At 45.4% G+C, this 14555-nt stretch carries 9 protein-coding genes; 6 read left to right on the top strand and 3 right to left on the bottom strand.

Annotated elements, in window-relative coordinates; genetic code table 11:
* Window positions 1-7 precede the first annotated feature (7 nt).
* The 3 genes from agaR (VME0621_RS05975) to VME0621_RS05985 form a co-directional block, all read right to left on the bottom strand.
* On the bottom strand, window positions 8-784 hold the full coding sequence (gene agaR / locus VME0621_RS05975; protein ID WP_062462913.1) for a transcriptional repressor AgaR: 777 nt from the start codon (window positions 782-784) through the stop codon (window positions 8-10).
* A 352-nt stretch (window positions 785-1136) separates the two neighbouring features.
* On the bottom strand, window positions 1137-1904 hold the full coding sequence (gene agaR, locus VME0621_RS05980; protein ID WP_062462910.1) for a transcriptional repressor AgaR: 768 nt from the start codon (window positions 1902-1904) through the stop codon (window positions 1137-1139).
* Between the two features lie 178 nt (window positions 1905-2082).
* A complete protein-coding gene (locus VME0621_RS05985) occupies window positions 2083-2802 on the bottom strand; it encodes a TetR/AcrR family transcriptional regulator (RefSeq protein WP_006070248.1) in 720 nt (239 codons plus the stop codon).
* 270 nt (window positions 2803-3072) lie between these two features.
* Here VME0621_RS05985 and VME0621_RS05990 point away from each other — a divergent pair, with 270 nt between their 5' ends.
* The 6 genes from VME0621_RS05990 to VME0621_RS06015 form a co-directional block, all read left to right on the top strand.
* Window positions 3073-4146 carry an efflux RND transporter periplasmic adaptor subunit gene (locus tag VME0621_RS05990; RefSeq protein ID WP_038230869.1) on the top strand — a complete coding sequence of 358 codons (1074 nt, stop codon included), beginning with the start codon at window positions 3073-3075 and terminating at the stop codon, window positions 4144-4146.
* Window positions 4146-5201 carry an efflux RND transporter periplasmic adaptor subunit gene (locus VME0621_RS05995; RefSeq protein ID WP_062462908.1) on the top strand — a complete coding sequence of 352 codons (1056 nt, stop codon included), beginning with the start codon at window positions 4146-4148 and terminating at the stop codon, window positions 5199-5201. Before VME0621_RS05990 ends, VME0621_RS05995 begins: the two co-directional genes overlap by 1 nt.
* Before the next feature lie 2 nt (window positions 5202-5203).
* Window positions 5204-8260, top strand: coding sequence for an efflux RND transporter permease subunit (locus tag VME0621_RS06000; protein ID WP_062462905.1), 3057 nt, complete (start codon window positions 5204-5206; stop codon window positions 8258-8260).
* A 312-nt stretch (window positions 8261-8572) separates the two neighbouring features.
* On the top strand, window positions 8573-8812 hold the full coding sequence (locus tag VME0621_RS06005) for a hypothetical protein (protein ID WP_231892911.1): 240 nt from the start codon (window positions 8573-8575) through the stop codon (window positions 8810-8812).
* A gap of 122 nt (window positions 8813-8934) precedes the next feature.
* Window positions 8935-9426, top strand: a complete 492-nt coding sequence (locus tag VME0621_RS06010; RefSeq protein WP_062462902.1) for an Lrp/AsnC family transcriptional regulator — start codon at window positions 8935-8937, stop codon at window positions 9424-9426.
* Window positions 9427-9723: 297 nt separating this feature from the next.
* The coding region (locus VME0621_RS06015; protein ID WP_197498243.1) for a VCBS domain-containing protein at window positions 9724-14555 on the top strand (4832 nt) is incomplete at its 3' end.

Below are 14555 nucleotides of genomic sequence, written 5' to 3' on the forward strand. Positions count from 1 at the left end.
GTTGTTCCTAATTTACGATTTGGTCTGCGAGAATGACTTTTACGCCCATATTCAAAAGAGCTTGATGTGTGGCGTGGGGGATACCACTATCTGTAACCAATACATCGATTTGATTTGCCGCACGAATCATGCAAAAGCTCTTTCTACCGAATTTACTGGAGTCTGTGACTGCTATGACTTGACGAGCAACGTCACACATTGCTTTATTGATTTGTGCTTCGTGGCTATCAGGTGTAGTGATACCAGCGTGCAAGTCAAATCCATCAACACCTAAAAACAGTTTGTCGAACAAGTAAGAACGAATGAGTTGTTCACCGTGATTCCCGATGAGTGAACACGAAGCGCGGCGGAGGTTGCCTCCAACCACATGCAACTCGACGTTTTCGTTATTACTGAGTTGGTAAGCGGTGTTTAGAGCATTAGTTAAAACGACTAAGCGTTTAAAATCAGTGAGGTATTGGGGCATGAGTCCAATAGTAGAACCTGAATCGAGAATGATGGCTTCACCATCATTGATAAGTTTTGCAGCTGAGTACGCAATGCTCTGTTTTGCCCCTCTGTTGATCTGATCTTTACGGTACAAAGGTTGATCAAATGCAAAGTTAGGATTTAAATTAGCGCCTCCATAGCATCTAAAAACACATCCCTCTTTTTCTAGGAGGTTTAGGTCATGTCGAATCGTTACTGCTGATACGCGAAATTGCTCAGCAAACTCGTCAACTTTTCCGCTGCCATGAGCACGAATGTGCGTCATGATTTTAAGTCGGCGCTCCTCGCTATTCATGAATAAAACCTCGCTTTCGTTAACTTTCAAATGGTATTCAAAGAGTTTCGATTTCTTATGGTTTCTATTAAATCAGGCGGGGATTAATAAAAGTGAAAGCCAGATCACAGTTGGTTTTCTTTCGGTTTAGGGTGCTTCTATCTTTCGTTTTAAGTGGAGTGAAAGGTTTGTCTTTCAGTTTTAGAGGTGGAATGAACAATCTTGTCTATATAGCGACTTGGTTTTATAGAATGCCAAGTGAAAGGAGATACTATTGAGGAGTTAAATAATAGGTTTCGAAATCATAGATGATCAATGTCACACTATTGATATTCAGTGATTCTGAGGTTACGAGTTATTGCAGAAATTAACGCTAATCAACAATGCGTACATCTATACCTAGAGAGATGAGTTCTGATGCATATTGTGGTGGGATTCCACTGTCAGTAATCAACATATCGATTTGATTGGGTCGAGCGATAAGGCAGAAGCTTTGACGATCGAACTTAGAAGAATCCGTTACCGCTACCACTTTTTGGGCAGCCTTTACCATGGCTCGATTAATGCTCGCTTCGCCCTTATGTGGAGTGGTGATACCTGATTGAGCATCGAAGCCATCGACGCCAATAAACAACAAGTCAAAGTGAAAGCTCGTCAACAAATCTTCACCTCTTGAACCATAAAGAGAATAAGAGTTTTTCCTCATCACACCACCAGTGACCATCACTTCAACATTGTCTTGGCTTGCAAGATGGTAGGCCACGTTGATGGCATTGGTCATTACAGTTATGTTGCTCTTGTTTTGAAGGTGATAGGCAATTTGCTCTGTGGTAGAGCCTGAGTCGATAATCACTTTGCTTCCATTCGGTATTAACGAAGCAGCGTAATTGCCAATTTTTGCTTTTACTTCGTTATTTAGCTGCTTTTTATCGAATAATGGTTGGTCAAAAGTGAAACTACTATTTAAAAGTGCACCGCCGTAACACCGGGTAACACAGCCCTTTTTCTCTAAATAATTGAGATCATTCCTGATAGTAACTTCTGAAACATTATATTGTTGCGCAAAGAGGTTTACTTCACCTTTTTGGTGCGTTTGTATATGAGCTAGAATGGCTTCGCGTCGCTGGGCTGTGGTAGTCATTGGATAGATAATCTATTGTAGGTATGAATAAAGTCTAACCTAATCAAATTGGGCTTGTCGAATGTTGTACTTTGATTATTGGGAGAGACTTAGCAACATATTTGAGATGCATGACTTGCGGCTATTTGTCATCAAAAAGTAGCTTCTCCAGCTACTTTTTGATGACAAGATAAAGCTCTTACCTTGGACACTCACCCCAATCACATTCAACTTGATAAACAAGCTCATCGACCTTTGTCGGCTTCAAACGGTCTTGTTCACCTATAGACAATTCATTTGCAACTTGTGCTTCGAACAGCGACCAGTGTTTGACCAAACATTCATCCAGATCTGTGGTTTCCTGTGACCATGTTTCTTTGAGCATTGGAAGCATACAAGCAGAACCGTGGGCGAACATCATCAGTTTCCACTTCAGCTCATGCATAATGAGTGGAGTTTGTGGGGAATTTGCATTGTAGTCATCAACCAACTTGAACACGATGCTCTCAATTTCTCCGGTGCTATCAATAAAGTAGTCGAAGAATTCATTTTCTTGACGCATTGCGTCTGCGATAAGTTGGATCGGTTGAGGAATGACAATGCAGTGCGCCAACATACCTACAGCAAAACGGTAGACTTTTACATTCGCGGGAGTGTCTTCTGGAAGCTGATCGAGAAGATAACGAATGTACTTTTGCATATAAGCGTGAAGGTGGTCGCTGATGCCATACCAAATTTGTTCTTTGCTACCGAAGTGGTGACGAATCAAACTATGAGAGACGCCTGCGCGCTCACTAATATTGCGTATGGATACACGCTCATAGCCTAGCTCACAAAACATTTCTGCTGCGACCGTCATAATCAGGTTTTTCGTCTCTTCCGCTGCCGTAGCGCTGCGACGACCTTTTTTCTTTTCCACTCGATACCTTCTAAATTCAATCAATCCTATACAGAGTACTGCAATAGTGTGCTCGACGACAAGATTCGCATCAATCCTGTCATCAAGAGCAGTAAATTTACTGAGTTAATATCACGACTTCTTCATATAACCAAAAGCGATAAATTTAGTCTTAAATATTATACTGCACACATGTGCAATATCTATTGATCTCTTTCAAATTATACTTATACTGCACACTTGTAAAGTAATTAACTGCACAAGTGTAAAATATAATTTGGGATAATTATTATGAAAACCCATCGTCTATTCAAAACTAGTGGTTTGATGGTCTTGCCTTTACTGGCGGCCATCGGCCTGACCGGTTGTAATCAAGCACAGTCGGAAATCAATGAACCCGTGATCAAGCCGGTTAAAGTGGTCGAAGTTCCTGAGTTGAATTTCTCGCCGGTGAGCAGTTACTTAGCGCAAGTGGATGCCACAGACCGAGCACAGCTGTCGTTTCAGGTTGCAGGACAAATATCTTCGATAGATGTGAAGATGGGTGAAGCGGTGAGAGCGGGTGAAATTCTAGCGACACTTGACCCAACGGACTATCAAGTGGCCCTGGATGCTCGTCAAGCTGAGTTTGATCTCGCACAGTCGCAACTAAAACGTGCCCAGCAGTTATTTGCTAAGAAGCTTATCAGTGCCGATGCCTTTGATCGCAATGAAACACAGTTTAAGGCTGCACAGGCGTCACTTGAGCAAGCTAAGGCGGATTTAGGCTACACACAAATTATCGCTCCGTTTGATGGTGTGGTGTCCGTTACTCACCAAAAACCATACGAAGTGGTCGGTGCCAAGCAACCCATTCTGAATCTCATTAGTAGCCAAGATTTAGACGTGACGTTCGCCATTCCTGTCACTGAAGTGAAGAATATGACGCTTGATGAGCTTAAACATCAGCACTTTTTCGTCACGTTAGATAGCCACCGTAATCAACGTATTGAAGCATCCTTTAGAGAGATTGCGATGCAGCCTGATCTTGATACCAATAGCTATGCGGCGTCAGTAAAAATCACTAAGCCAGAAAATATCAATGTACTCGCAGGCATGTCGGGCCAAGTACATATCCAAAGTGAAACCACAGAACGTGCGTTTTCTTTGCCTGTTGCCGCTTGGATTAACCAGAACGAAACCAGCGGTAAGGTTTGGCGCTTTGACCCTGCGACCCGTCAAGTTCATCAAATTCAGCTTTCGCTTAATGAAAAAGGTGATGTGACGGCTGGTTTACAACAAGGCGACCAAATTGTTGTGGCTGGTGCGGCAAACTTAGCCGAAGGACAGCAAGTCAAATTATGGACTCGTGAGGGTGGTATCTAGTGAAAAAGTCAATATTAGCATTAGGCTTAGCTGCGCTTGCATTGCAAGGCTGCTATTCAGATATCACAGTACGTGAGCGAGCACCTTTGCAGGTGGAGACGATTGAAGTCAAAAAGCCTGTTGAACAGCAATATCGCGAATTTCGTGGCCAAGTGGTCACAGCAGAACAGACCAATCTGGCGTTCCGTATTCAAGGCGAAATCTCACACTTACTCGTGAAGTCCGGTCAATCGGTGAAGAAAGGTCAAGTTGTCGCAAAGCTTGATGACCAAAAACTTCAGCAGCAGTACCGTGATGCACAAGCACAATACGAGCTAGCGACCAAGCAATTGCGTCGTGGTGCGGAATTATTTTCAAGAGACATGATCTCTAGCTCTGAGCTGGATGAATTAACGTCCAACAAGCAGCTTGCGAAAGCGCAGTATCAGAACATTCAACATCGGATTCAATATACCAACTTGAAGGCTCCTTTTGCAGGTGTGGTTGCGAGTGTGGATAAAGAGCGTTTTGAGAATGTTGGAGCGGGTGAGACCGTAGTGTCTATCTATCAAGACGACAAAGTGTACGTGAAAATCAGTTTGTCGGACTACATTCTTGCATCGATTACTCCACAGGCTCAGAAAAATGCCTATCAGCCAAGAGCCTATTTTTCTGGTGTAGATCAAAGCTACAGTATGACGTATTTGGAGCACTCTAGCGAACCAGATTCACAAAGCCGTGCTTATGAGTTGTGGCTACAGATGCCTCAACCAGCTGAGAAAATCCTTCCTGGTACGAGTGCTGCCGTGAACGTGGACATGGTGGCAGCAGGGCTAAGTTCAATCCAAGGCTATCAACTACCGATGACCGTGCTTGAGGCTGGTACTAAGCCAGGCGAGTTCTTTGTATGGAAACATGCTGAAGGAGTCGTTATTAAGACACCTGTTCATGTGGACCAAGTAAACAGTTTCGGCGTGATTGTTGATACTGGTGTTACCCAAGGCGACGTGTTGGTGAGCTCTAACTTGAGAAAACTGAGAGATGGTGAAGAAGTGGCTCTCAAGGGGAATAAATAACAATGAGTTTAACGGAATATTCAATTAAGAACCGCGTCATCAGCTGGTTGTTTCTAGTCATTTTGGCTATCGGCGGCGTGCAATCTTTTATGGATCTAGGTCGTTTGGAAGACCCTGCATTTACCATTAAAGATGCAATGATTATTTCTACCTATCCGGGGGCAACATCCACGGAAGTCGAAGAAGAACTGACGTATCCATTAGAGAAAGAAATCCGCAAACTCCCTTATATCGATAACATCAAATCGACATCATCTTCGGGTCTTTCTCAAATCATGGTTAGTATGAAAATGGACTATGGTCCTGATGAGTTGCCACAGATTTGGGATGAGATGCGCCGAAAAATCAATGATCTACAACCGCAGCTCCCAAATGGTGTGAGCTCGGTACAAATCATTGACGATTTTGGTGATGTGTTTGGCGTAATGATCATGCTCACGGGTGATGGCTATGATTATGTTGAGCTTAAGCGCTATGCGGATTATTTAAGCAGAGAGCTTGAGTTAGTCGATGGCGTAGGCAAAGTGGCCATTGCAGGCGACCAGCAAGAGATGTTGTTTGTTGAGTTGTCTCTAGAAAGGTTGTCAGCACTGAACCTGGATATGAATGCGGTGATGGGATTGCTTAATCAGCAAAACAGCGTGCTTTCCTCTGGCGAGATTATGATTAATGGCGAAAGCTTAGCGATTCGTCCAAACGGTAGCTTAGATTCCGTTGAGTCATTGGAAAATCTGATTATCCATGGTCGTGATACCGGAAACTTGATTCGTCTTAAAGATGTCGCGGATATTTCAAAAGGTATTCAAGAGAAACCGTCGAATGTGATTACGTTTAACGGTAAACCGGCTATTAACCTGGCGATTTCATTTTCGTCTGGGGTTAACGTAGTGGAAGTTGGTAAGGCGTTAGATGTACAGCTGAAATCACTAGAAAGCATCAAACCTGCGGGTATTCATCTTGATTACTTCTACAATCAATCGGCGGAAGTAGATAAGTCAGTTCAAGACTTTGTAGTCAGCCTTGCTCAAGCGGTTGGAATCGTCATTTTAGTGCTGCTGTTTACCATGGGAATGCGTAGCGGCATCATCATTGGTGCGGTTTTGCTGCTAACGGTGTTTGGTACTTTCATTATGATGAGTATCAATAATATCGAGCTACATCGTATTTCTCTGGGCGCGTTGATTATTGCTCTGGGTATGCTGGTGGATAATGCCATCGTGATTGTAGAAGGCATTTTAGTGGGGCTAAAACAAGGCCAAACCAAGAAGCAAGCCGCAATGGGTATCGCTAAGCAAACCCAATGGCCACTGCTCGGTGCAACCGTAATTGCGATCACAGCATTTGCGCCTATTGGTTTGTCTCAGGATGCAACTGGTGAATTCATGGGGTCTCTATTTTGGGTTCTGTGTTATTCACTGTTCCTAAGTTGGATTACCGCATTAACGTTGACTCCGTTCTTGGCTGACTTACTGCTGAAGGAATCAGACAAAAACGAGAGCGCAGATGACTCTGACCCATATAAAGGTGTTTTGTTCACGGTCTTCCGTTGGTCATTAAAACTTGCTCTAAAGCTGCGTTGGTTAACCGTCGCGGGCATGGTAGCAATGCTCATTGCCGCGGTGATGGCGTTTGGTTTGGTGAAACAGTCATTTTTCCCACCATCTAATACGCCAATGTTCTTTGTCGATATGTGGATGCCTGAAGGAACGGATATTCGTCAGACACTTAAGCAAACAGAAAAAGTGGAGCAATACATTCAAGCGCAGGATAACGTTGAGTTCGTCTCTACGTCGGTTGGCCAAGGACTGCAACGCTTCATGTTGACCTATCAACCAGAGAAGAGCTACGAAGGCTATGCTCAGCTACAAGTTCGAGCAACTAGTCGCGACAATATGTTTGAGCTATTACATAAGTTAGATGATAACTTAGCGAGCGAATTTGCCGCACCAACGTTCCAGCTACGTTTAATGGAGTTCGGTCCGTCTCCTGCTTCAAAGATCGAGGCTCGTATTATAGGTCCAGATCCTCAGGTACTACGTGATATTGCGGTACAAGTTGAAGATGTACTGATTGCTGATCCTGGGGCGCGAAACATTCGACATGATTGGCGTGAAAGAACCAAAGAGCTCGTCCCTCAATTCAACGAGTCGAAAGCGCGTCGTTTGGGTATCTCTAAAGAGGACTTATCGAACACACTTCAGCTGGCATTTGGTGGCAATACCATTGGCGTATTCCGTGACGGAACTCAGATGCTACCCATCGTGACTCGCTTAATTGAAGATGAGCGTGTGGACTATGCATCTTTGCAGAATATTTCCATATGGAGCCCAATGCTTCAGACCTATGTTCCGGTCGAGCAAGTCATTGACAATGTTACATTGGATTGGCAAGAACCTATTATTCAACGTCGTGATAGAAAACGCACATTAACCGTACTTGCAGACCACGATGTGCTTGGAGATGAGACCGCAGCAAGTTTATTCGCTCGTGTTAAGCCACAGGTAGAATCACTGCCTCTGCCTGATGGCTACACGATCGAATGGGGTGGCGAATATGAGTCATCGAAGGATGCGCAAGAAGCGATGTTCAAATCCTTGCCTATGGGTTATTTGTTGATGTTCATTATTACCATGTTGCTATTCAACTCATTGAAAAAGCCTTTGGTGATATGGCTTACTGTTCCACTGTCGATCATTGGTGTCGCATTTGGTCTCTTACTATCCAATATGCCATTCAGCTTTACGGCGTTACTTGGTCTGTTAAGCCTGAGCGGTATGATTCTGAAAAACGGCATTGTGCTGATGGATCAGATCAATCTTGAGTTGGAAAGTGGCAAAGATCCGTATTTAGCGATTGTTGATAGTGCTGTGAGTCGTGTGCGTCCAGTGAGTATGGCTGCTTTGACAACTATTTTGGGGATGATCCCGCTAGTGTTTGATGCGTTCTTTGGCTCTATGGCGGTGACGATCATGGCTGGACTTGGATTTGCGACGGTACTGACTTTGATCGTGGTGCCAGTATTGTTTGCTATTTTCTTCAATATCAAACCAGCTAAGTAACTATCTAACGAAATTAAAGCGTCGAGCCTACTCTTAAGAGTAGGCTTTTTTGTGTCAGTCAAATGCGCACTTTGTTGATTATCAGTAGTGATACGTGATTTTCGCAGCAAGATGACATAATTTGCTCGCATCTTGTTACACTTTCGGTTTTTTAGAGGGGGTTGTAAGTTAATTTCGAAATCTTGATCAAAAATTCGCAAAATAATGACCAAGAATTTGGAATAGCCGCCACATTTTTTGCAATGATCGTTTTGTAATTCTATCGACCTTTTACACAATATGGTCACGAAATGATCAGACCAGCTGGAGACAATGACAATGCCAACTAACTACTGCGCAGCATGCAAGAAAGATACAGCCCACAAAGCCGTGATGCGACGCAGTCCAAATGATAGTACTTCCATGCTCCAGAGCTTCCAGCAATTAATGTCTCAACTTGTCACAGGTAGTGGTTATTACAAACTAGAGCGTCAGCTGTATTGCCGAGTTTGTAATAAGCAAAACCAAGAAGCGGCAAAACCAGTCATGAGTCAGCAAGCAAACTTAGCGTAACTTTTTCAGGCTCCCTACGCTTAACCTTTTGGTTTTGTTGTGAGTTTGTGATCTGACGTCTATTTACATGCATAACGATTGATTTACAATCGAGAGAATGTCCATTCGCTCGAGATAAATCAATGGCTTCGCTCGCATTAGATAAAATCGATTTAGAAATCCTAAGAATACTCAGTCTTAAAGGTCGAATGCCGATTGTTGAGTTGGCTAAACAGGTCAATCTAACAACGTCCCCCTGTTCTGATCGGGTTAAGCGACTAGAAAAAGAAGGCTTCATTCTTGGGTATCATGCGGAGCTCAATCCAGAAAAACTGAATTTGGATGTCCAAGTCTTCATTCATATTCGACTCGATCAAACCAGTTTTTCCATCTTCGAGAAGTTTGCCAAAGCGGTAGAACTGATACCTGAAATCGAAGAGTGTTATTCTCTGTCGGGTGACTTCGACACAATGATCAAAGTTCGCACCAAAGATATGAAGTCCTATCAGGCATTTATGTCCACCAAGTTGGGTACTTTGCCGGGGGTGATTCAAACTCGCAGTGAAGTGGTCATTGAGGAGCATAAAACTGGCTTCGGGGTTAACCCTGAACTTTTGGACACGCTCACTACCTAAACCATACAAATCATTACCTTTATCCTCTTGTTTTAAACGAAATGACTGCTTGTTTTCTATACAGGCACCTTTTGGTATTTCGTTTTTGAGACTACCCCTGATTTAATTCTAATTTCATTTTATATAACGATAAATATCTGATATTTACATTACGCATATAAATTAGAAATGAAGATTAACAAACCTATAATGCTTAAATGTGCGGGAGTGCATATCAAGTAAGTAGTGTTTGGGTATCGAAGTAACTGTTTTTTGAACTTTTAACCAGAGTGAAGTCGGTTTTAAAAGGAGCTCGCCATGAGTATCGCTGCATTAATGGGGCTTGTGAATGTCACAGGAACCCTAGTTCTTGATTCACAAGGAAAATTGGTCGTATTGCCAGAAGGGGTTGCCCCCCGACCTGGAGACGTGGTGCTTGAACAGGTTGCCGAGCAGCCTAGCAATGAATTAGAGGGCATTAAGCTAGCTCAAGTCGACGTTCCAAGTGATGATTTTGGCTCAAGTCTACTGCAAGGTGATCAAGATGCACTAGACATCATTGCTCAAATTGAATCCGGTGAAGACCCGACCCAAAATGAAGATCAAGCGACGGCGGCCGGTGATGGACTAAGCTCCAGTATATCCGATGCGGCAACCGTTGAAGCGATAAACCCGCAAGTTCAAGCAGCGACTTTTTTCGAAACTACAGGACTTGACCCTCGCAGTCTTAACGATACCCAGACTAATGCACTCCTAGATATTTTCTCTAATGCTGCCCCTGTTACTGTATTTGATTTACGCAATTATGATGAAGAGTCGCAAGATGGTGAGTTAAACCTCGACTTTCCCATCGATCCGAATGGTGATGTGCTGACGCTCACTGTTACAGAGCTTCCTAAATTAGGTACCCTAACACTCGCTGATGGCACTCCGGTTACGTTAGGTCAGCAGTTAACGCAAGCTGAGTTTGAAAGTTTACAATTTGATGCGCCAATGGAATACACCGTAGGTGAAGATGCTGGCCAATTTACCTACACAGTTGACGATGGTCGTGGGGAGATAAACTCTGTCCAGTCGGGTGGTGTAGCCATCAACATCAATCCCATCAATGATATTCCTGTAATAGTCGAACCAGGGGAAGGGAGCGTAACCGAATCTGGTCACTTCGATAACGGCGATATTGACGCAGGAAATAACACTGCAACTGGCCAAGTTGTTGCGACAGATAACGATACCGACTCGGTTCTTGCTTATTCAGTCGCTAACCAATCTGACCAATACGGCTCTATCTCTATTGATAGCAAGACTGGTGAATGGACCTATACCCTAAACAACACTTCTACCGCTACACAAGCTCTAGCAGAAGGTCAAACAGCTACATCTGAATTCACGGTTTTGGTTACCGATGACAAAGGTGCAGTAGTAACCGATACGATTGTAATCACAATTACTGGGACGAATGATAAGCCAGAGTTTTCGACTTCAAGTAACTTCTCTGGGCAAGTTATTGAGGCTGGTAATCTTGACGATGGAACAGAGGTGGCTGGTCAATCAATAGTGTCAGGTACGCTTGTTGCGAGTGATGTGGACCAAGGCTCAAACTTAACTTTTGCTGTGGAAGATGGAAGTAGCGACTTCGGCAGCTTACAAGTACAACCTAGTGGTTTGTGGGTCTTTAATCTCGATAATAATTCCCCACAAACACAGGCACTTAAAGAAGGTCAAACGCAAGAGATTCAATTTACCGTCAACGTTACTGACGACAAAGGCGCAGTGACCTCGGAAGTTGTTACGATCACAATTACTGGTACGAATGATCAGCCAACGTTTAATGCCAACAGTCAGCTTGTTGGCGCTGTGACTGAAGCGGGTCATGATGACGATGGTAATGTGATTTCAGGTACACCAAAGGCTACCGGTACGTTGACTGCGGATGATGTCGATGCCGGTGCAACCCACAAATTCTCAGTGGACAATGGCGACAGCCCTTACGGCAAACTTGTGGTGCAAGAAGGCGGTCAATGGACCTTTACGCTAGATAACACCACGACTGAGACGCAAGCACTCAAAGAAGGCGAAACCAAAGACGTCAGCTTTACGGTGAAAGTGACCGATGAGTTTGGTGCGGTGAATACTGAAACGGTGACCATCACTATTACCGGCACTAATGATGCTGCGACTATTGATGGTAATAGCGTAACGGCGGGAGCAGTGAAAGAAGCGGGCCATGAAGATGACGGCACCGTGGTATCTGGCACGCCAAGCGCAACGGGTACTATTGAAGCCACTGACGTGGATGCCGACTCCGTTCTGGCGTTTAGCGCCGAAGGCAGCAGCAACTACGGTAGCTTCGCTATCGATCCGGTGACGGGTCAATGGACGTTCACTTTAGATAACAACTCAGACGCTACCCAAGGGCTGAAAGAAGGCCAATCGGAAGACGTCATTTTCACGGTGAAAGTGACCGACGACAAAGGGGCGGTGACAGAGCAAGCGGTGACCATCACCATTACGGGTACCAACGACCAGCCAACGTTTAATGCCAGCAGTAAGCTTGTTGGTGCTGTGACTGAAGCGGGTCACGATGATGCGGGTAACCCTCAAGCAGGCACACCTACCGCCACGGGTACGTTAGCTGCGGATGATGTAGATGCCGGTGCAACCCACAAATTCTCAGTGGACAATGGCGACAGCCCTTACGGCAAACTTGTGGTGCAAGAAGGTGGTCAATGGACCTTTACGCTAGACAACACCACGACTGAGACGCAAGCACTCAAAGAAGGCGAAACTAAAGACGTTAGCTTTACGGTCAAAGTGACCGATGAGTTTGGTGCGGTAAACACTGAAACGGTGACCATCACTATTACCGGTACCAACGATGCTGCGACTATTGATGGTAATAGCGTGACGGCGGGAGCGGTGAAAGAAGCGGGCCATGAAGATGACGGCACCGTGGTATCTGGCACGCCAAGCGCAACGGGTACTATTGAAGCCACTGACGTGGATGCCGACTCCGTTCTGGCGTTTAGCGCCGAAGGCAGCAGCAACTACGGTAGCTTCGCTATCGATCCGGTGACGGGTCAATGGACGTTCACTTTAGATAACAACTCAGACGCTACCCAAGGGCTGAAAGAAGGCCAATCGGAAGACGTCATTTTCACGGTGAAAGTGACCGACGACAAAGGGGCGGTGACTGAGCAAGCGGTGACCATCACCATTACGGGTACTAACGACCAGCCAACATTTAATGCCAGCAGTAAGCTTGTTGGTGCTGTGACTGAAGCAGGCCATGATGACGATGGTAATGTTATATCAGGTACACCAACGGCTACCGGTACCTTGACTGCGGATGATGTTGATGCCGGTGCAACCCACAAATTCTCAGTGGACAATGGCAACAGTGACTACGGTGAATTGGTCGTGCAAGAGAACGGTCAATGGACCTTTACGCTAGACAACACTACAACCGAGACACAAGCACTCAAAGAAGGCGAAACTAAAGACGTTAGCTTTACGGTCAAAGTGACCGATGAGTTTGGTGCGGTGAATACTGAAACGGTGACCATCACTATTACCGGTACTAATGATGCTGCGACTATTGATGGTAATAGCGTAACGGCGGGAGCAGTGAAAGAAGCGGGCCATGAAGATGACGGCACCGTGGTATCTGGCACGCCAAGCGCAACGGGTACTATTGAAGCCACTGACGTGGATGCCGACTCCGTTCTGGCGTTTAGCGCCGAAGGCAGCAGCAACTACGGTAGCTTCGCTATCGATCCAGTGACGGGTCAATGGACGTTCACTTTAGATAACAACTCAGACGCTACCCAAGGGCTGAAAGAAGGCAAATCGGAAGACGTCATTTTCACGGTGAAAGTGACCGACGATAAAGGGGCGGTGACAGAGCAAGCGGTGACCATCACCATTACGGGTACTAACGACCAGCCAACATTTAATGCCAGCAGTAAGCTTGTTGGTGCTGTGACTGAAGCGGGCCATGATGACGATGGTAATGTTATATCAGGTACACCAACGGCTACCGGTACCTTGACTGCGGATGATGTTGATGCCGGTGCAACCCACAAATTCTCAGTGGACAATGGCAACAGTGACTACGGTGAATTGGTCGTGCAAGAGAACGGTCAATGGACCTTTACGCTAGACAACACTACAACCGAGACACAAGCACTCAAAGAAGGCGAAACTAAAGACGTTAGCTTTACGGTCAAAGTGACCGATGAGTTTGGTGCGGTAAACACTGAAACGGTGACCATCACTATTACCGGTACCAACGATGCTGCGACTATTGATGGTAATAGCGTAACGGCGGGAGCGGTGAAAGAAGCGGGTCATGAAGATGACGGCACCGTGGTATCTGGCACGCCAAGCGCAACGGGTACTATTGAAGCCACTGACGTGGATGCCGACTCCGTTCTGGCGTTTAGCGCCGAAGGCAGCAGCAACTACGGTAGCTTCGCTATCGATCCAGTGACGGGTCAATGGACGTTCACTTTAGATAACAACTCAGACGCTACCCAAGGGCTGAAAGAAGGCAAATCGGAAGACGTCATTTTCACGGTGAAAGTGACCGACGATAAAGGGGCGGTGACAGAGCAAGCGGTGACCATCACCATTACGGGTACTAACGACCAGCCAACATTTAATGCCAGCAGTAAGCTTGTTGGTGCTGTGACTGAAGCGGGCCATGATGACGATGGTAATGTTATATCAGGTACACCAACGGCTACCGGTACCTTGACTGCGGATGATGTTGATGCCGGTGCAACCCACAAATTCTCAGTGGACAATGGCAACAGTGACTACGGTGAATTGGTCGTGCAAGAGAACGGTCAATGGACCTTTACGCTAGACAACACTACAACCGAGACACAAGCACTCAAAGAAGGCGAAACTAAAGACGTTAGCTTTACGGTCAAAGTGACCGATGAGTTTGGTGCGGTAAACACTGAAACGGTGACCATCACTATTACCGGTACCAACGATGCTGCGACTATTGATGGTAATAGCGTAACGGCGGGAGCGGTGAAAGAAGCGGGTCATGAAGATGACGGCACCGTGGTATCTGGCACGCCAAGCGCAACGGGTACTATTGAAGCCACTGACGTGGATGCCGACTCCGTTCTGGCGTT

The sequence above is a fragment of the Vibrio mediterranei genome, from assembly GCF_900088415.1.
Taxonomy (GTDB): domain Bacteria; phylum Pseudomonadota; class Gammaproteobacteria; order Enterobacterales; family Vibrionaceae; genus Vibrio; species Vibrio mediterranei.

Bases quoted from the DNA above. Each gene is read 5' to 3' on its own strand.
- agaR (WP_062462913.1), bottom strand. From the start codon at position 784: ATGAATAGCGAGGAGCGCCGACTTAAAATCATGACGCACATTCGTGCT.
- agaR (WP_062462910.1), bottom strand. From the start codon at position 1,904: ATGACTACCACAGCCCAGCGACGCGAAGCCATTCTAGCTCATATACAA.
- VME0621_RS05990 (WP_038230869.1), top strand. From the start codon at position 3,073: ATGAAAACCCATCGTCTATTCAAAACTAGTGGTTTGATGGTCTTGCCT.
- VME0621_RS06000 (WP_062462905.1), top strand. From the start codon at position 5,204: ATGAGTTTAACGGAATATTCAATTAAGAACCGCGTCATCAGCTGGTTG.
- VME0621_RS06005 (WP_231892911.1), top strand. From the start codon at position 8,573: ATGACAATGCCAACTAACTACTGCGCAGCATGCAAGAAAGATACAGCC.
- VME0621_RS06010 (WP_062462902.1), top strand. From the start codon at position 8,935: ATGGCTTCGCTCGCATTAGATAAAATCGATTTAGAAATCCTAAGAATA.